The organism is Marinomonas sp. GJ51-14, assembly GCF_055808695.1.
Genome location: NZ_CM147879.1, coordinates 3,625,771 through 3,645,446, shown reverse-complemented (window position 1 = coordinate 3,645,446; position 19,676 = coordinate 3,625,771). Strand labels below are relative to the sequence as shown.

General features: G+C 39.5%; 17 protein-coding genes. 14 read left to right on the top strand and 3 right to left on the bottom strand.

The annotated features are described in order from the left end of the window. The first annotated feature begins 289 nt into the window (after positions 1-289). The 3 genes from AC0L3Y_RS17585 to AC0L3Y_RS17575 all read left to right on the top strand — a co-directional run bounded on the left by AC0L3Y_RS17585 (position 290) and on the right by AC0L3Y_RS17575 (position 4,816). Positions 290-1,714, top strand: a complete 1,425-nt coding sequence (locus AC0L3Y_RS17585; protein WP_473467021.1) for a restriction endonuclease — start codon at positions 290-292, stop codon at positions 1,712-1,714. 156 nt (positions 1,715-1,870) lie between these two features. Continuing rightward, positions 1,871-4,219, top strand: a complete 2,349-nt coding sequence (locus tag AC0L3Y_RS17580; RefSeq protein ID WP_473467019.1) for an AAA family ATPase — start codon at positions 1,871-1,873, stop codon at positions 4,217-4,219. Positions 4,220-4,342: 123 nt separating this feature from the next. Next, positions 4,343-4,816, top strand: a complete 474-nt coding sequence (locus tag AC0L3Y_RS17575) for a DUF6998 domain-containing protein (RefSeq protein ID WP_473467016.1) — start codon at positions 4,343-4,345, stop codon at positions 4,814-4,816. Between the two features lie 74 nt (positions 4,817-4,890). On the opposite strand, the gene AC0L3Y_RS17570 is transcribed toward AC0L3Y_RS17575, so the two are convergent. Further along, positions 4,891-5,451, bottom strand: a complete 561-nt coding sequence (locus AC0L3Y_RS17570) for a thioredoxin family protein (protein WP_473467014.1) — start codon at positions 5,449-5,451, stop codon at positions 4,891-4,893. A 427-nt stretch (positions 5,452-5,878) separates the two neighbouring features. On the opposite strand from AC0L3Y_RS17570, the gene AC0L3Y_RS17565 reads away from it, so the two are divergent. From AC0L3Y_RS17565 to AC0L3Y_RS17525, 9 genes are all read left to right on the top strand, one after another. Beyond that, positions 5,879-7,453: a cytochrome ubiquinol oxidase subunit I gene (locus tag AC0L3Y_RS17565; protein WP_473467011.1), complete on the top strand. Its 1,575-nt coding sequence runs from the start codon at positions 5,879-5,881 to the stop codon at positions 7,451-7,453. 1 nt (position 7,454) lies between these two features. After that, positions 7,455-8,591, top strand: a complete 1,137-nt coding sequence (gene cydB, locus AC0L3Y_RS17560) for a cytochrome d ubiquinol oxidase subunit II (protein WP_473467009.1) — start codon at positions 7,455-7,457, stop codon at positions 8,589-8,591. A gap of 88 nt (positions 8,592-8,679) precedes the next feature. Further along, a complete protein-coding gene (cydX, locus tag AC0L3Y_RS17555; protein ID WP_473467006.1) occupies positions 8,680-8,790 on the top strand; it encodes a cytochrome bd-I oxidase subunit CydX in 111 nt (36 codons plus the stop codon). A 5-nt stretch (positions 8,791-8,795) separates the two neighbouring features. After that, the gene (cydD, locus tag AC0L3Y_RS17550) at positions 8,796-10,562 is read left to right on the top strand and encodes a thiol reductant ABC exporter subunit CydD (protein ID WP_473467004.1); all 1,767 of its coding nucleotides are present in this window, start codon (positions 8,796-8,798) and stop codon (positions 10,560-10,562) included. Further along, complete coding sequence (locus AC0L3Y_RS17545; RefSeq protein ID WP_473467002.1) at positions 10,540-12,246, top strand: amino acid ABC transporter ATP-binding/permease protein; 1,707 nt, start codon at positions 10,540-10,542, stop codon at positions 12,244-12,246. The genes cydD and AC0L3Y_RS17545 overlap by 23 nt, the downstream gene beginning before the upstream one ends. A 389-nt stretch (positions 12,247-12,635) precedes the next feature. Next, positions 12,636-12,995 carry a VOC family protein gene (locus AC0L3Y_RS17540; protein ID WP_473467000.1) on the top strand — a complete coding sequence of 120 codons (360 nt, stop codon included), beginning with the start codon at positions 12,636-12,638 and terminating at the stop codon, positions 12,993-12,995. Positions 12,996-13,897: 902 nt separating this feature from the next. Beyond that, positions 13,898-14,410, top strand: a complete 513-nt coding sequence (locus tag AC0L3Y_RS17535) for a hypothetical protein (protein WP_473466997.1) — start codon at positions 13,898-13,900, stop codon at positions 14,408-14,410. 67 nt (positions 14,411-14,477) lie between these two features. Beyond that, a complete protein-coding gene (locus AC0L3Y_RS17530; protein ID WP_473462002.1) occupies positions 14,478-15,425 on the top strand; it encodes an IS30 family transposase in 948 nt (315 codons plus the stop codon). 36 nt (positions 15,426-15,461) lie between these two features. Further along, on the top strand, positions 15,462-16,034 hold the full coding sequence (locus tag AC0L3Y_RS17525) for a hypothetical protein (protein ID WP_473466995.1): 573 nt from the start codon (positions 15,462-15,464) through the stop codon (positions 16,032-16,034). A 186-nt stretch (positions 16,035-16,220) separates the two neighbouring features. Here AC0L3Y_RS17525 and budA read toward each other — a convergent pair whose 3' ends face one another. Beyond that, positions 16,221-18,095 (bottom strand): acetolactate decarboxylase, encoded by a 1,875-nt coding sequence (gene budA / locus AC0L3Y_RS17520; protein WP_473466992.1) that lies wholly within the window; start codon positions 18,093-18,095, stop codon positions 16,221-16,223. 344 nt (positions 18,096-18,439) lie between these two features. Between budA and AC0L3Y_RS17515 the strand changes: the two genes are divergently transcribed. Next, positions 18,440-18,796, top strand: coding sequence for a DUF7079 family protein (locus tag AC0L3Y_RS17515; protein WP_473466989.1), 357 nt, complete (start codon positions 18,440-18,442; stop codon positions 18,794-18,796). A gap of 113 nt (positions 18,797-18,909) precedes the next feature. Next, on the top strand, positions 18,910-19,356 hold the full coding sequence (gene trxC, locus AC0L3Y_RS17510) for a thioredoxin TrxC (RefSeq protein ID WP_473466986.1): 447 nt from the start codon (positions 18,910-18,912) through the stop codon (positions 19,354-19,356). 61 nt (positions 19,357-19,417) lie between these two features. On the opposite strand, the gene AC0L3Y_RS17505 is transcribed toward trxC, so the two are convergent. Beyond that, positions 19,418-19,675, bottom strand: a complete 258-nt coding sequence (locus tag AC0L3Y_RS17505; RefSeq protein ID WP_473466984.1) for a YfhL family 4Fe-4S dicluster ferredoxin — start codon at positions 19,673-19,675, stop codon at positions 19,418-19,420. Position 19,676 lies beyond the last annotated feature (1 nt).

The following is a 19,676-nucleotide window of genomic DNA, read 5'->3' as shown; positions in this document are numbered from 1 at the left end:
TCTTGCTCGTTTATCCATTTTAAATAACTCGATTTTGCGCGTTTGCACTGGCAGAAAATAAAAAAGCCTACTAATATCAATGAATAAGAAACAGCTCAGTATAAATAACGAGCTGTGGATAGAATGAATAACACGCATGCTCGTTTTTCCAACTTCAAGTTTTGTTGATATCTTTATTAATGGTTTTAAAGTCAGTAGTTTATAAGGTTATCAAGAAGGTTTTGAAAATGTGTAAACGCGCATGCGCATTAATAAAATGTTAGCTGTACACAGAAAATGAGAAGTATTAATGCTAGATTTCAAGGAATTAGACAAGGACGGGAAAGAATTCGAGCTTCTGATTAGGGAGTTGCTTTTCTCCAAGGGTTTTAAAGTTTATTGGAGTGGAGTTGGTCCAGATGGTGGACGTGATTTGCTCTGCATTGAAGAGCATAAAAGCTTCTTTGCACCAAGCCAAAAAAAGTGGCTAATTCAGTGCAAGCATAATGCAAATGGAGGAGGCTCTGTAGGAATAAAAGATCTGGATGACATTGTCGATTCATGTATGCAACATGATGCTACGGGCTTTATATTGGCATGTTCTACGCAGCCTTCATCGGCCGTTGTGACACGATTAGAGTCCATCAACAATAATCCTAAAAATGATATTACAGCCATCTATTGGGATTATGTATTTATTGAACAAGCTCTTTCGTCCCCAGCTTTGTGGCGCGTGGCTCAGCGATTTTTTCCTATATCGTCAGAAGCCTCGTCATGGAAGGTATATGCAACGGAAAACCCGAATCATTGGGTAGTTAATTTCAAAGGCTACTACTTTCATTTGGCTAATAGAATTGGCTCTTATCATGAGCATCACTTTGAAAGTATATCTAAAAGAGTGGAGGAAATAGAAGCAATAGAATTGCCAGACAAGCATTTCATTCGAATTAGATCAGTATACTTTGATGACAAGAATGGGAATTACACGTGGTATTTGGACTACATGTATCCAAACGGTGAACATCCCAATTATAGTTCTGCAGAAATCAAGCACTATCTGGGTGATGGTTATGCATTAGAAGACGGTCAATGTTATTCGTTTGATGTGAAGTTAAGAGCTTACTTACAGTTTAGCGATCATTATGATCCTGATCACTATGATTATTATACACCCTATATTAATTCGTACTTGCACGGTATGGAGAGAGAGGGGAATTGGGATGATCATGAAGAGGCTTATCGTTCTGATGAGGCGTTAAAAGAAAAATTAGAAGTTAATAGAAACCTATCTTTTAATAAGCTAACTGAAGCTTTCAATGAGATAGATTCTTTACGCCTAATGAGGTCTTCAAATGCCCGAGTAGAAGATCTTGACAAGTTTCATCTCCAAAGAAATTGGGCTGAACTATTATCATCCCTAGATATTGAAAATGACAGGTTCTTTTCTGCTTGGTTTATATTTGAAGTCAATGATGTCGACAAATTTCACGAGCTTATCTCATATATCCCACAGCACGCAATGTATAGCTTTAGGTTAACAAGAGCTTATATATATGTGCCCGAAGAAAACAATAGAAGCGTACTAGACTCTGACGAAGACGAGTTCATATTCGAGCTCACTTTATCAATACATCCAGCAGAGCTGGCAAATAAATTTACTGCCAGAGAAAAACTAAACGAGTATTTCGACCTTGCGATTAGTGGGATTGATGAATTTAAATCAAAAAATAGCTAACAAGTCAAAGCACTCGGACGCAGCAGGCTGCGCCGGTGTTTGAGGCGTTATGTGCTTTCGCTAGTTCGCGCTCACAGTAAATTCGGTCAGATTAAGATAAATTAACTGGTCTATCTATCAATAAGTTTACATTGATGGCTTAAGGATAAGTGTTAGATGTTAAAAAAAATAAAGCTAATACAAGGTATTGGAAATTTCACCAAAACCGTTGCAGGTGGAATAGATCTTGGTGATGTGACCGTTATATATGGTGAGAACAGAAATGGTAAGAGTACCCTCTGTGATATTATTCATTCACTAGCAGAAGATGCTCCTGATTTTATAATGCACCGAAAAAGCATACCAAATGACCCAACTAAACCACCTAAAGTTGAATTCATGTTCGGTACTGCGACAGGTAATGTTACATCTAAATTCGAAAACGGCCAGTGGCAAGTAAAAACTCCTGATTGTTCAGGTTTGTATGTTTTTGACCAAAGCTTTATACATAGAAATGTAATCACTGGTCAGAAGCAAGAGCGGCCAAACTCTGAAAACATGACTAGTTTTATTCTTGGTGAGAGTAACACCGCCTTGTTTGCGGCTTTAGCTGAGATGAATAACAATCTTCGTGATGAAAAAAGACTTCTTTCTGGTATTGAAGGGAAATTTACAACTCACGCTGTGGGTAGTGTTCCTGCGTATGTTAACTCTGCTTTGCCTTCAGAGACTAAAGAACAGTTAGAAACTAACGTGACGGCACATGAAGCATCAAAACTGCAAGTCACAACTACCATTCAGAATATTGAAAAAATTAAACATCGTAATGTTCTAAGTGCAGTTGGTGCACAGGTCAACTTTGCCCAAGCAATTGATTCAATTAATGCTGTACTAGCATCTAGCCTTCAAAATGTTCATCAAGATTCATTGGTGTCACTGCAAAATCACATGAGCAATCATGTGAACAACTCAGCTACTTTTAAAGGTTGGGCTAGCCAAGGTATCGCACAAATAAAAGATGATTGTCCTTTCTGTGGGCAGACTTTAAGTGCAGATGCTCAAGGCCTAATCGCTGCGTACCAGCAAGCTTTTAATGCTGAGTTTGATAGATTTAACAAAGAAACAAGACAAACTTTAAATGGTCTTCGTCAGCCATTTAGTATTCCAAATACTCGTGAAAACCTTATTCAGCTACACCAAGCCAATAAACAAGTGTTTGAGCTGTATGTGGAGCCTCAAATTATAACCAATCAAGCTCTAGCGCCTTTAATTACTTCATTGGAACAAAAGCATAAGGATATTCTCGCTTCTTTTGATGCCGTTATTGCAAATAGCCAGCAAGCAACGGAATTCTGGATACCGAGACTAGAGCAAAAGTATACTACGCCCTACGAACCTGCCCAACTCGTTTCCTTCGATGTACTGAATACAGCAGCAACAACGTATAATCAAGCTATCTATGACTATTGGGTAGTCGCAGAGCAAATTAACGCTATCTTCAATGCTTATAAAGGCTCACTTAATGAAGTGGATCTGAATCATCAATTGACAGAAATCACACAACAACAAACACAAGCTAATTTGGCGCTAAAGCGGATTGCATTAGAGCCACTTTGTGTTCAGTACAGGCAGAAGCTAGCAACTATTAATGGGATAGATACGACTTATAAAGCACAAAAGCAGCAGCTCGAACAATCACAAACAGCGTATTTAGATACTTACTTTGATTTGATAAATGGACTGTTTCGTCAGCTTGGCTCAAGTAACTTTGAGATTATCAAAGTACCTAATAATCGCGGCAGACAAGTTATCTATGACCTTCGTGTTAAGTTTAAAGGTGAGGACATTTCTGCTGATAAAATTAATACAGTATTTAGTGAGTCAGACCGCAGAGCGCTAGCACTTTGTATATTTTTAGCTAAGGTGATGTCTCTTCCAGCAGAGGAGAAAGCTAAGGCTATTTTAGTGCTGGATGATCCTGTTACTAGTTTTGACAATGAGCGAATAGCACTGATTCTCAATAAACTGGATGAGCTGCAACGGACTATTAAACAACTTGTACTAACGACTCACTATAAAGGAATGGCAGCAAAAGCTGTAAAGAAATTCAGGCGGTGCGCTAAATCGGTAAAATTAGTTCATGGTGCTGAAACTTGCTCGATAGAAGCCGTTGAAATTGATGACATGATGGCTACAGAGCATGATGTTGCTTTTGACAGAATTAAAGCTTTTGTTAATCGTGAAACTAATAACGACATTCTCACAACCTTGCGACCTTTCTTTGAGGGAGAAATTCGTCATCGTTTTAAGAAACAGCTCATTGATCTTGGTGAAGCAAAATCAGACCTGTCAGTTTGCACTGCTGCTTTAAGGGACAACGGCTATATCACTGCTGAACTTGAAGCTCGCTTGAGTGCGATTCGAGATACTTTAAACACACCTATGCACGAAATTGGCGATGACGCGCTTGAAAACACAAGAGCACTAGCTGAACAAGTCATTAATATTGTATATGACGAACTGTAAATGCACATAACAAGGCAATTAAACGGAACAAAAACAGTTGGCTTTTGTTCGTGCCTCACAAAGTATAGCCAACAATTTTAGTCCGCTTATTGCGGCGTTAGTTAACTGCCTATGGAGAGTTCAGTGAATTTGAAAGAGCTCAGTATAAAAGAATTGTTGCAGCTACAAGCTACTGCCACTAATGAGCTTAAAGAGAGGGATGTCGTTCGTACGCAAAACAATCCATTAGGTGATTACACCGAATGGCTTGTGGCACAAGTTATGGGATTAGAGCTAGCAGCCAATTCTAAAGCTGGTTACGATGGCATTGACTCAAATGGAACGAGAATCCAAATTAAAGGTAGGCGTATTACGCCTAAAAATAAATCAAGGCAGCTTAGTGCAATTAGAAAATATGATGAAAAAGACTTCGATGCTCTTGTAGCCGTCATCTTTGATGAAAATTTCGATATTATCGATGCAGTATTAATGCCTCATGAAATTGTAGGTAAATACGCATCTTACAGGGAGCATGTAAATGCACATATATTATTTATCAAAGAGCCATTGCTAAGTGACCCAGAAGTAAAATGTATCAAGTATTTAATCAGCAGTTAACAAGGCAAGTCATTTAACTGCAACCCCCGCCTAACCCCTGCCTACAAATGAATATAATTCTTAGTTTATTAACTTTATGACCATTTAATAGAACATCCCATGCTGGCTTTTTGGTGTTCCGGTCCATGTCCTGTGTTCGCAATGTGTTTCATGGCATTGACTAGTTCTTTGTTACGGTCCTTAGTACTTTTTAGGTTCGAGTTACCCATTGCGGCGTCGTCGAGGCGACCACGGTATTGCAACTCGCCATCTTTATTAAAACCAAAGAAATCCGGTGTGCAAACGGCTTGATAGGCTTGACCGACAGATTGATTTTTATCGACCAAATACGGAAAGCTAAAGTTGTGTTGGATGCTAAATTGCTTCATAAAAGGTGGGCTGTCCGCTTCCACATAACGGTAGTCATTCGACATAACCGCCAACACATTAATGCCTTCTTTTTGAAGTTCACGTACATCATCAGCAAATCGATCTGCAATGGCTTTTACATAGGGACAATGGTTACAGATAAAGGCGATCAACAGGCCTTTCTCACCTAGCTGCTCTGACATGGTGTAACTTTTTCCATCAGGATCGCTTAACGTAAACTCAGGGGCTTTCCATCCAAAATCACATAATGGTGTGTCTAATAACATAGGTCTTTGCCCTTTTAAATGGAGTGACGAAGTTGTTTTATAGGGAGTTAAGGATGAGTATAAAGAATTTCATCTTATTCAATAATACTCTTAAATTTAGACCAAATATCTTATTCAATAATGACAAACGATTTTTTATCGTGTCTAACGTTTTTTTAGGGCAGCTTTCCATGATATATATCTAAAAACGCGAAGCTTATTTTTAATAAGTAAGAATCTCTTCCTTCCTTTTTTTGTACTTATTTCTTTCACTCCCTTTATCTTGATCTAACGCAATGTTTTAGAAGCAAACTACACTCATAATCTGACCTTATAGTAGCCTCAAGTCGTTTGAGGCTTCGGTGGACGTTAGATAATAAGAACACTCAAGAAAGGGAAGTGTCTGCAAGCGTCTTTTTTCTCAGTCAAATGAATGGGTTGAAGTCATATGATTAACGAAGCTGTAGTGGATCTATCGCGGTTTCAGTTTGCTCTTACTGTTATGTACCATTTTTTGTTTGTCCCTTTAACGTTAGGGATGGCTTTCTTGTTGGCAATCATGGAATCTGTTTACGTGATTACGGGCAAACAAGTCTACAAAGACATGGTGAAGTTTTGGGGTAAATTGTTTGGGATTAACTTTGCCTTAGGGGTGACAACAGGTCTGACAATGGAGTTCCAATTCGGAACGAACTGGTCTTACTATTCTCATTACGTTGGCGATATTTTTGGTGCGCCTTTGGCGATCGAAGGCCTGATGGCTTTCTTCCTTGAGTCGACATTAGTTGGTTTATTTTTCTTTGGTTGGGAACGCCTAAGTAAGTTAAAGCATTTGCTGGTAACTTGGGGTGTGGCGTTAGGTTCTAACTTATCGGCATTATGGATTTTGATTGCCAATGGTTGGATGCAAAACCCAGTTGGTTCTGAATTTAACTATGAAACCATGAGAATGGAATTGGTTGATTTTGGCGCTTTGTTATTAAACCCAGTTGCCCAAGTTAAATTTGTACACACAGTCTCAGCAGGTTACACCACTGGTGCTATGTTTGTATTGGCAGTTTCTAGTTATTACCTATTAAAAGGCCGTGACCTTGCGTTTGCTCGTCGTTCATTTGCAATTGCGGCAGCATTTGGTTTGGCATCAGTATTGAGTGTAATCATTTTAGGTGATGAGTCAGGCTACGAGTTGGGCGAAGTTCAAAAAGTGAAATTAGCGGCAGTAGAAGCTGAATGGGAAACTCAGGACGCGCCAGCCGATTTCACACTAATTGGTTTTCCGAACCAGGAGCTTGAAGAAACAGAGTTTGCACTTAAGGTACCTGGTTTAATGGGTATTATTGCGACTCGATCGCTTGACGAAGAAGTGACAGGTCTAAAGGATCTTAAAGAGCATAATCGTCAACGTATTATTAACGGTATTTATGCGAATCAGTTACTTGAACAACTTCGTAACGGTTCAGAAGATCCAATGGTTAAAGAAAACTTTGAAAAAGTAAAAGGTGATCTTGGTTACGGTCTACTTGTTACTGCTTTTAATGAAGATATTAACCGAGTTTCTTCAGAAGACATTGACATGGCTGTGGAATATTCCATTCCACAAGTTGCGCCATTGTTCTTCTCTTTCCGAATCATGGTTGCTTGTGGTTTCATCATGCTGGTTGTATTTGCCGCAGCGTTTTATCAAAATGCGCGCCGCCGTATCGGTAAAAATCCACTCTTCTTAAAATTCATTATGTTGTGCTTACCTTTGCCTTGGATTGCCTGTGAAACAGGTTGGTTCGTTGCTGAGTACGGTCGTCAACCTTGGGCAATTGGTGAAATCTTGCCAGTTCATGTGGCGGTATCGAACTTAACTGCAGGTGAAATCTGGACAACAATCATTGGTTTCACTGTTTTATACACAGCATTCTTAGTTGCCGAAATGTATTTGATGATTCGTTTTGCGAAGCAGGGCCCTTCTAGCTTGCACACTGGTCGTTATGCACTCGAACAAGAAACTGCTCAGTTAAAGCAGGAGGTATAAGATGGAATACGAATTATTAAAAGTAATTTGGTGGGTATTGATCGGTGTTCTACTGATCGGTTTCTCTGTGACCGACGGATTTGATATGGGCGTTGGTAGTTTATTGAAAGTCATTGGCGGCACAGATTCTGAACGTCGAATCATGATCAACTCGATTGCTCCCCATTGGGATGGCAACCAAGTTTGGTTTATCACAGCGGGTGGTGCTTTGTTTGCCGCTTGGCCTGTTGTGTACGCTACGTCTTTCTCTGGTTTCTATTTTGCGATGATGTTGGTGTTGGCGGCCTTATTTTTCCGTCCAATCGGCTTTGATTACCGTTCAAAATTAGAAAACTCAAAATGGCGCAACACATGGGACTGGGGCATTGTATTCGGTTCTGCTGTTCCGCCTATCATTTTCGGTGTGGCATTCGGTAATTTGTTACAGGGTGTTCCGTTCGAGTTTGATAACTACCTTCGCGTGACGTACACAGGCTCTTTCTTTGGTTTATTGAACCCGTTCGGCATCCTTTGCGGTCTGGTTAGCTTGATGATGTTAATGACACAAGGTGGCGCTTGGTTGCAAATGAAAACAGATTCAGATCTGCACCGTAAAGCCAGCACTGCAACTGCGGTAACTGGGACTCTAGCGGCAATATTATTTATTGTTGCGGGTGTTTGGTTGGCTTATGGCATTGATGGTTATGTATTGACTAGTGTGATTAATGGTAACGAAGCAATGACACCATTAATGAAAACTGCCGAAGTGCAAGCGGGTGCTTGGCTAGCAAACTATGAAAAAGTACCGGCTCTTATGTTGGCACCTATTATTGGTATTGTTGGTATGTTGTTCGCTGCCATAACTGCAGTGATGAGAAAAGGCGCCTTGTCTTTCTTAAGTTCATCATTGGGTATTGCTGGCATCATAGTAACAGCGGGTGGTTCTATGTTCCCATTCTTAATGCCATCTTCAAGCTTTCCGAGTATGAGTCTGACTATCTGGGACGCGACTTCAAGCCATAACACCATGATGATTATGTTTGTGGTTGCTTGTATTTTTGTACCGATTGTTTTGGCTTACACCCTATGGAGCTACTTTGTAATGTACGGTCGTTTGACTAAGAAGCATGTAGAAGAAAACCAGCACTCACTTTACTAATATAGTGAGCTTTGTAAGTAGGTAAAAAGTCAGACAGCAAAGTGAGGTGGATTACACCTCACTTTAGCGACATAAAGAGGAATGAATTATGTGGTATTTTGCTTGGATTCTCGGCATTTTGTTAGCCTGTTCTTTCGGCATCATCAATGCGATATGGTTAGAGTTTAGTGGTTATGAAGGTGAAGAGGAGCAAAAGTAAACTAGATGACAAAGAACAATGAGGCAAAAAAAGCACGTCGAGCTGGGCGCGTAAAAACACCTGAGGCAACATTTTTAGGTGAATTAGCCGACCAGCAATCTTCAAAATATCGACTTGCTCAAGGCTTTGGTGTTTTGTTCGCGGTGTCGCTCGTGCTGCAAGCATGGGCATTAGCGAATGTATTTTCGGACATGGCGTTACACCAGTCTTTTTCCTTGTCTCTTTTGGTTATTGGTTTATTTGCTCTGCTATTACGTGCTCTGTCTAATTTTGGACGAGAACGCATTTGCGCCAGCGCAAGCCGTGACATCCGTTATGGTTTGCGCAGTAAATTGGTGTCGCATCTTACGAAACTGGGCCCAGCTCGGTTAAGAATAGAAGAAGATGCGGCGCTTTCTACTCGTGTTTATGAACAAATAGACGCGTTAGACGATTTCTTCAGTCGCTATAAACCACAAGTGTTTATGGTGACCTTAATTCCCTGCGTTATTTTACTGTCCGTTGTTTCTATCTCTTGGATTACCTTTTTTGTTTTCATGATGACTGCGCCCTTGGTGATTGTTTTTATGATCTTTGTGGGTCATAAAGCGGCACAAGCCAATCGTCGTCAGTTCAGTGTTTTAGCCATGTTATCCAATCAATTTATGGATTTGAGTCAAGGCTTAGCGGAATTAAAGCGCTTAAACAGAACACAAGAAGCAAGAGGTCGTTTATCTGATAGCGCAAGTGCATATCAGAAAACAACCATGGGAGTGTTGATTCTTGCTTTCTTATCCACCGCCACACTTGAATTATTTGCTTCCCTTTCTATTGCTATGATTGCCTTGTACCTTGGCTTGGGGCTGTTGGAAGTATTACCTTGGCAGGTTGGCGAGTCGCCCGTAACCTTGACGCAAGCCATGTTTCTTTTATTACTTGCTCCTGAGTTTTATTTGCCTCTTCGTCAGCTTGGCAATGATTACCATGCCAAACAAAAGGCAGAAGCCGCAGCAACGGATTTATTAGAAATACTAAATACGAGGCTTTCTGATACAAGTCTCCAAACAACGGATCTAGCTGAATCAATAGAGCCTGAATCAATAGAGTGTGATGCTGTAGATAAAGAAACGTTTATCTACTTCGATCAATTGGGGTGGACCGAGTCTGGGCATCATCGTCTTGCTCCTATTACCGCTTCAATTGCTCAAGGTGAACGAGTGTGGTTGAGTGGTGAATCGGGTATCGGAAAATCCAGCTTGTTGCATCTCTTGCTCGGCTTTGAAGAAGATTACCAAGGTCAGCTTTTTATTAATAGCCAAGCCTTTCAAAATGTCGACTTATCCGAGTGGCGTTCAAAATTGGCTTGGTTACCACAAACTCCAGAATGGGTGAACGGCAGTATTCGTCGTAACTTATTGTTGGGCATTCAAACACCAACTGATGAAGCCTTGCAGCAAGCATTAGAAAAAAGCCAATGTGATGACTTTATTCAAGCACTACCAGCAGGTTTAGACACCAAGCTTACTGAGTTAGGTTCTGGCTTATCAGGTGGGCAAATGCAGCGCCTTTCTATTGCGCGGGCGTTATTGTCAAAAACCGATGTTTGGTTATTGGATGAACCTTGTTCGGGTTTAGATAACGACACTGCAGAAGCGGTACTCGATACATTAGAGTCTGTGTCCCGAGGAAAAACCTTGTTAATCGTCAGTCATGATACACATCCCATTAAATGGGCCGATAAACATTGGGCGTTAACAAAAGGAGGTTTGAATGAGTCGTTCATTAATAAATAAACCGTCATTTAATAAAAGTGCAAAACTCACGCTTAAAGGCCTCTTATTGGCGAATCCTTGGGGCTTTGTAATTCCGGTTTTGATTGGCGCTCTTGCTAGTTTAGCTGGCGTTGCCTTATTAGGACTTTCTGGTTGGTTTATTTCCGCAGCGGGTTTAGCCACCGCAATGGGGTTAGGTTTAATCTTCAACTATTTAACACCGGGTGCAATAGTGCGCGGTTTAGCAATTCTTCGCACATCGGGTCGTTATGGTGAACAGGTAACAGCCCATAACCATCTATTGGGTTTATTACGTATCCTGCGTCTTTGGGTTTGGGATCAGCGGGTGGCTAAAGATCCTGCTAACTTGCATGAGCAAAGCCGAGGCGATTTATTGCAGCGTCTCGTTAGTGACCTTGATCAGATCATTCGCTGGCCTTTGGTAGTTTTCCTGCCTTGGATTTATGCTTTATTAAGCTACGCTGCCGTTGCTATTTTCGCTTACTTCATCTTACCCGCGTTACTTTGGCCGTTGGCTATTGCTGGCGTTTTTCATATTCTGATTGTGCCTTATATTTGCGGACGTTTCGCTAGTCATGCTGTTCATGTTGGGCAGATTTTAGGGGTTCACCGTCGTAGTCGTTTTGTTAGTTTGTTTTCCGCGCTGATTACCTTGACCATTCGAGGTCATTGGAAAGACTACGCAGAACGCCTTGAACAACTGGACGAGAGACAACGCAAAACTGAAATTCTCATTCAGCAATCGGTTAGTATGGGGCGATTGCTCGCTTACGGCGTCACTATTGCATTATTAGCCAGCAGCTTTTATGTGATCGGTTATTTCCATGTAGAAACAGGGCAGTGGCTCTTGATTGATGGTGTACAGGGTACCTGGGTGATTGGCTATGTTTTATCCTTGTTAGCCATCAATGAATTGGTGTTACCTTTGGTGCAATCCTTCGTCGCACAAGGTCAATCTCAAGTGGGTTTACGTCGCTTGAATCAACTACATCAGGAGCAACTCACTCAAACGCAACAGGCTGAGATTCATGGCCAGAATGATTCAGAACAGATTGTCAAAATGACGTTTAAAAGCTGGCGTGGTTTTCATGCTTCCAGTGGAATGGGAAACACGCCTCTAGATTTACTGATTGAATCTGGTGATCGAGTTTGGATTCGTGGCGAAAGTGGCTCAGGTAAATCTACCTTATTAGCTGCGATAGCTGGGGATTGCTTGTCATCAGGTGACGCCTTTATCAACGATGAAAAGCAAAGTTTATACGGTAATCAAGACTACCAAAACAAAATAAGTTACTTGCCTCAATCACCTTATATTTTTCAGCAAAGCATCGGTGCGAACTTACGTCTTGGTAATCCAAATTCGACAGACAAGGAACTTTGGTCTGTGTTAGAAGCAGTTGCATTAGCTGAGTGGGGAAGAAGTCTTCCTAATGGTTTAAATACCTTACTCAGCGCCCAAGGTCGAAACTTATCAGGCGGGCAACGAAAACGCCTCGCCTTAGCTCGGCTCTTATTAAGAAAAACATCAGTCTTACTTCTCGACGAACCTTTTGATGGTCTAGATAAAAACACCATCGAACGTATCTGCGTTGCACTTCAGAATGAGTACAAACCTGATATTTTAATTCTAGTCAGCCATGTAGAAAGCAGCCTTGCGGATGATTCAAGAATCATCGAACTTTAAGGTTTGACCACTTCTTCTTTTTTAAGGGGAAGTGGTTATCACACGTTGCTAATCATAAAGTAAATCCATCCGCTCGACACTATCGTTTGACCTCGCTCGTGTAATTCACTTTGTTCTGGCAAGCTTGAACCCTATCCAAAAAGTGATATCAAAGAATTTTGATCCTGAGGTGAAGCTCCATAATATCGCGCAATCGATTCTTTTCAAAAAATGAAGTGAAGACTTTTTAGAATTGATAGTGCGAAGTAAAGCATTATAGAAAGAGTAGATTAGCGGTAGGGCTATTTTTTTGTTTTACTATTTTAAATAATTCAATTTTGAGTATTTATACTGGAAGAGTGTGAAAACGCATTTTAGTATCAATAAGCATTTAAATATAAGGACGCCCGATGTCTATTCAAAATATTAACAGTGTTATTTCAATTATCCCTGTAAAGAATTTCGAGCTTGCTCTTGAGTGGTATAAAAAGTTGTTTGAACGCGATCCAGATGTGGTACCTATGGAAGGTATTGCTGAATGGCAGCTTGCAGAAAATGCCTGGATTCAAGTTTCAATTGATCCTGAGCGCGCTGGCAGTACAACAGTCGTTATTGGTGTCAATGATGTAGAGGCACAGCGCAAAGTTTTGCTGGAAACGGATTTACCTATTGGAGAAATTATAGAGTATCCAGAAATCATTAAAATGGCTGAATTAATAGATATTGAAGGAAACAAGGTTTCTTTTGTTCAGGATGTTTCTAATGATTAGAGTCATTAATAATCGCTAACTACTTTATTATTTAAGAAAAAATTAACTAAACCAGAAACCCTTTCTTAGATTGTAGATTTAAAAATACAATTCCTTTCTGTTTTTAATATTATTTAATTCTATAATTTTTTAAAAAATAACTTTAAAGTAAACTAAATAATGGTTTTATCTAAAAAGTATTGGGCGAGCTTTTTATAATTTGTTTAATGTTTTTTATAAATGATGTTTTTTAGTTAAAGTTTTTATCATGATATTACTCGACTTTAAGAAATGTAATGGTATTATTATTATGGGTTTTGTTATCGTTTTATGATTTTCTGTTGAATGTTAGTCTTTCTTTTTTCATCGAGTTAACTGAGTATGGTTGACGTAATCGACTCCTATGGTGCCATTGATATGAGGTTTCAGAATGAAGACTAGGCTTATTTATATTTCATGGAAAAAATAGGGCTTGATAGTTATTTAGAAAAGTTGATAGGAAAATATAGTCGCTTGATGTTTTAATAACACTAATAGGCTTTAGTTTGAGGCTTGCGTGGAGCTTGTGATTTATCGCTATTTCTAAGCTTGTAGATAGGGCTGTTTACTTTATTTTTTACAGATTAGACATTTAACGTCTGTAATTAAAAATTGAAGTCGAGTATTTTTTCAAACTAGTGAATCATATTTTTATTTATAAAACATGCTTAAAAAAACTAATATAACAAAAAAATTAACATGAGATTTTCATGACGTGGTAGTTTTGTTTTTAAATGAATTGTCGTGAAAGTTGGTGAATGATATGTTTTTGACCTATGTGGAATGTTAAATTACTAAAAGTTTAAAGGTAGATGTGTTTGTGATTTGAATTTTAATTTTTCTTCTGTTGCTGAATTAAATTCTTTTGTATTGTGGGTATTTTTTTGTTTTTTTATTTTTTAAAGATTATTTTATTTGGTGATTGGTTTTGTTTTAATTTAAATGTAGAGTTTAGATTATTATATTGTATTTTTGGAAGATGTATGGTGTATAAAATAGTAAAAAAAATATTGATTAGTGTTTTATTTCTTACAGCAACGGTGAGTTTTTCTGCTTGTTCATCAGATAAAATAACAAGCTTACGTAACGGTGCTTTAATGGATTTTAAAGCTAATAAATATGTATTAGCAGAACAAAAATTAGCCCGATATTATGATAATCAATGTGGTTTTTATGAAATGAGTCAAGAAGATGATGTCGTTTTTAATAAAGGGTTATGGCTTATTAGTGACTTGATGTTGTATCGAGAGAAATTAGGTGATCAGTTAGGCTGTTTAGCACTATCAAATGCGGTTTATTCTACTTGGATGGTTAGTGATCCAGCCCGTTATGCAGAGAGTGTGGATTTAGCTATTAAAATCGCAAATTCAGATAATAAGTGCACCACTCATGGTTGAGTAGGTGACGAGAGATCAACTGCCCATAGGTGGTATTCTAACGTCGCCAAACAATTAGAGTATTACCATGAGCTATAAGCAGTTGATCGAAGGACAACGATATCAGATTCAAGCCTATCTGAGCCAACATTTAAGTTACAGAGAGATTGGCAGGCGACTTAACATCAGTCATTCCAGTATCAGTCGAGAGTTAAAGCGGCATACTATCAATGGCACTTATGAGCCTAATGTCGCACAGCGCCGTGCTCAACATCGACGACACTGTGCTGCGAAAAGCCAGATATCACAGAAAACCATCGATTATGTTGAGTTTGGTCTAGCGCTAAAATGGAGCCCTGAACAGATATCAGGTGTAAGCCATTTAATAGGCTTACCTGTCAGTCATGAATGGATTTATGGCTATGTGCAAAGAGACAAGCGTCAAGGTGGAAAACTGTACAAGCATTTACGACACAACGGTAGGCGATATCGAAAAGGAAAGCATACCAAACGGGTCATTATTCCTAATAGAGTTGGTATCGAAGAACGCCCTGATATAGTGGATAGCAAGCAGCGTTTTGGTGACTGGGAAGTCGATACCGTTTTAGGCAAGCAAGGTACTGGAGCGATTGTTAGCTTGGTTGAGCGGAAGAGTAAGATGTACTTAATCCGTAAAGTGCCCAAGAAAAGTACTGAAGATGTGTGTCGAGCGGTTGGTGCTATGCTGTGGCGCTATCGTCGTCACGTGCATACGATTACCGCAGATAACGGAACAGAGTTTTGTGCCCATGAAAGCATTGCTCAAAAACTGAAGGCCGATGTGTATTTTGCTAACCCTTACGCTTCCTGGGAGCGCGGCTTAAATGAAAATTTTAACGGTCTGCTGAGGCAATATATCCCTAAGGGAACCGATCTTAGGACAGTGACAGATGAAGAAGTTGCGAAGGTACAAAGGTCACTAAATCTGAGGCCAAGGAAGTGCCTTGGCTATAGACAACCTGCGGTCGTGTTCGATGAACTACGAAGTGCAGCGTAATTTAGGGAGTGGTGCACTTCGGAGTTGAATTCGCGAATGAATAGTACTAAATGTGAAGCCAAGCTTGATGCTTTATATACAAAAGCCGAGATGTGTCCGATTAAAGGATATGAAAATATGCTGATGATACCTTCTGACTGGAAAGAGCAGGATGAATTGTACTATGAAATTTCTTGCCTACGATTTGTTGAGAACAGTGGTAGTGAGCGTGGTATGGAGAGAGATGGAGCTAAGCAAGGTAGTGAGGGGTTAGGTGGCATAGCTAAACTTGAAGTGCTGTATGTGGATCGTGTCGAAAAATTAGACGGTTCGACCTTAGCGAATTGGCTGCAAGGTGACGAAAACGATTCATGGGAACGATTTTACAATGAAGGATGGTTGTTAGCTTATAAGTTAAATGAAGTGTATTTTTCCTCTAGTGATGGCGAATTGTTTGGTGATGATTATTGCTATGAATTAACTCCTAGATTCGGAAAGAAGGCTGGAATGATCTACTTAGATGGAGGCTCATCTCCTTGTCATGGCGGTTCAGCAGGTTACCTTGATGCGCTTATAGTGCAATTAGATTACCCATTTAAGGCGCAAATAATCCAAGTGCAAAAACAATAGAGGATACGTTAAATATTTATCTAAAAGTTACGCCTTTCTATGCTCCTAGAAAGACGTAGCTGGGTTATCAGTAACGATATGACCTGATTCCACTTTGTTATAACACCCTTTTTAAATTGTTCTATAACTGGTGTCGCCAGGCCATACTTGCTTCCTAAATGAACGGAATATTCGAGATTTAATTAATTACTTCTTTGTGACACCTTCAACAGCTTCTGTCTTCGCTTTTAAATCTTCTTTAAGATTCCATTGACTGAAATCTGGATCTTCTGGCATGAGTACTTTCCAAGCTTGAAGTTTGTTTACTTTAATTCTAACGCTGCTGCCAGCAATTTTTAAAATGTGGCCGCCTTGTTTAAAGTCTCTTGATAAAAAATGAATGTGCCACCCTGGAAGGTTCATACCTTCTACGTAGTTTGGTGAATAAACACCAATTACAGTACCTTCCACATCATGGTATTCAAACTCTCTCTGATCTGTTGCTACTTTATACAATGGTTCATAAGGTTCTGTTTGTTTGAAGCAACTTCTGACTCTAACGTTGAACTTGCCTTCCATTTTTATCATGAAGAAATAGTTATGCGAATCTAGGTGGGTCTCTAGTTTTTCTTTTAAGTCGTCAATGGATTCAAATGAAATGTCGCTTTCTTCAACGCTCTCATCAAATCGAGTTGTGATTGAGAAGGCGAATGTTTCTTCTGGTCCCATTTCACTTACTTCACCAGTTGCTCTACCAACGTAGGCGTGGCCTTTGTAAATGATGGCTTCGCCGTCAAGTCCGTTATAGGTACCAATACCTGTATCCGTATCTTTTAAGATTTCTTTAACGGTTTTACTGCCTCGATAATCACCTTCCATTAAAGCGTTTAATGTAGAAACTTGGATCAATGTACCATCTTCGTTATGTGATTTGACACGGAATATGCTTCTGAATATGTCGTGATTATGGTGATGGTTTCTATAATTGCCATCTTCGTCATAGACTGCTGCGAGTAATTCAGGGTGTGTTTCGGAGAAGACGAGTTTTGCATCCGCTTTGTGATTTTGAAAATACGAGTTCATTGTCCATTTTGTGAAAAATGGAGATAGAACGTTAGTAATTAACAAGACGAATGCGAGAATTGACACTGTGTTGACTGCAACGACAGAGCCAAGTTGGCCATCAAATGTGAAGGTCGCCACCATCGCTGGAAGTACAAGTGAAACACCTGCTAATGCGGTTGAACCCATTGCAGCATAGCCAGGCCTTTTAAGAACATAACGATCAACAATGAATGGAATAATGATTGTCACTGTCCAATAAATGGCAGTAAGCAAGATCGCAACAATGATGATTTCTTTTTGGAATGCGTTAACTAAATCGATGGTTGAACCAAACTGAAAACCAAGGAAAGGAAGCAGAATGGTGTTTCCGCCTTTGAATACTTGTTTGATTTTTGGATCGAGATTTCCCAATATGATACCTAGAATAAAAGGTATGAGTAATGAGAAAACTTGCATGATCTGGCTTGTCACACTACCGCCACCACTACCAAAATAGGATAAAAATATAAATGGTAAGAGAGGCATTGAGAAGATAAGCATTATAGGGAATGTGCCACGATCTGGTTCATCCGCGTATGGCTGAATGATACCCATATACAATGCTGCATTCGCTGATGTTAAGCAGCAAACTAGAGTGATGGCATCAATGCCTGCAAACCCTTGTGGGCCAAAGTAGACAAATACTAAAGCACTGATTGCGTACGCAGGGATTAATCTTGCAAGAATAATCCAGATGCCTCTTTCCCCAATTTCAATAAAATCATGACCAGTAATCATTGTTCCTGTGCAGAACAACATAAGGCCAATAACAAGCATTTGTCCGGAAGGGCCGAACAAACTTTTCATAGGATCGCCTAAGTAATCCCATAATGACATTCCAAGACCACTGTGTACGCTCATTGTGACAATGATCGCGCTGATGATAAGTGGTATGAACATTGTGCCAGCTGGGATTTCATTTAAGAACTTCCAGATTTTCACTCCGGAAAGTGTTTTCTTTTCTTTCGCTTCTATCATAATTTTTTACTCATTATAAAATCAATATGATGGATAGACATGAGAATAGACATGCCGTTTTTCCTCTAAAGGGCCTTTTGTCATTGATACGAAAGGAGCTCATTCAGGCTAAACAGTTGCGGACATTGCGCGGGAGCGCTTAGGTAGGTTCCGGTCGAGTTGGTCTGCTTTGCAGATTAAGTACTGACAACTAATTGTAATAATAAGTAGCGAATCAAGACAAAGGTTGTATTAGCAAGTTATCAAGTTGATGATGTGTATCAATCAGATGTATTTGTTCTAATTTTTTGCAATATATAGGCTTGTTATTCCTTGGCCGGTAAATTTTTTATAAAGGAAGGTAAATGACGTCTACAAGTAATGCAGACCGACTTCAGATATGGCGAGCCTTGTCAGATCTTTTTCTCGATACAGAAATAAGCGATACAACTTATGAATATATCGCTCGTACTATCGAGGAGAGCGGTCTTTCTTTAACGGAAGCGGAAAATATTCTTTGGTATGAAGTGTATCCCGTATTGGAAAAGAACCTAAGAAGTATAACTGGTGTTTGGGATGGCTGGTCTGATGCTTGGCTATTAGAGCATTTAACAAGAAAATGCTTTGCTGGTCCTATACAGGGTAAGTCTTCCATTAAAAAAGAGATTAGGGCGTGTTGGTTACGAGTTATTGAGATTCGACCTAAGCAAGCAGCACATTAATAAGATCTATTAACTTGAATTACAGCTTATAGATCACCATCTTATGACTCTACTCGCTATTTTTAACAAAGTGCTTTTTAATGAATGAAAGTATTTTATCTCTGAGGTTTAAGATGACCAATTCACCTATACAAATCGTTTGCCAAAGCTGCAGTACAAAGAATCGCTTACCTAAGTCTAAGTTGAATGACAAACCTCTTTGTGGAAAGTGTGGTAAGCCAGTACTTTCAATACAGCCTATTGTGGGGAGTGATGCAAACTTCAGGCGTTATATTACCGACAATGCTTTACCTGTGATTGTTGATTTTTGGGCGTCATGGTGTGGACCATGTCAGCAATTTTCTCCTATTTTTGAGCAAGTCGCAGGGGAGATGTCCACTCAAGCGTGTTTTGTGAAGTTAGATACTGAACAGAATCAAAATACGGCAGGTAGTTATAATATTCGTTCCATTCCGACTCTGATGATATTTCATCATGGTAAAGAAGTGGCTCGTCTGTCAGGCGCCTTACCGAAAGCACAATTTAAACAGTGGTTAGCGAAGAATTTACCTTCTGTTTAACCGTTTTATTCGCTTTGGTTTGCAGGTTAATTTATGAAAGATGAATGATCACTTTTTTATATTAATCTTCAATATCAAAGTACATTTCAACAAATTTTTCGTATAGAGCTTCTTCTGTTTCTCGTCTGTCTGGATCAGGTTTTACACAGTCGATAGGGCAAACTGCGACACAGGTAGGTTGATCGTAATGACCTACACATTCTGTGCATTTTTCTGGGTCAATAACGTAGATTTTAGATCCCATGGAAATGGCTTCGTTTGGGCATTCTGGTTCACACATGTCGCAGTTTATACAGCGGTCATTGATTAATAATGCCATA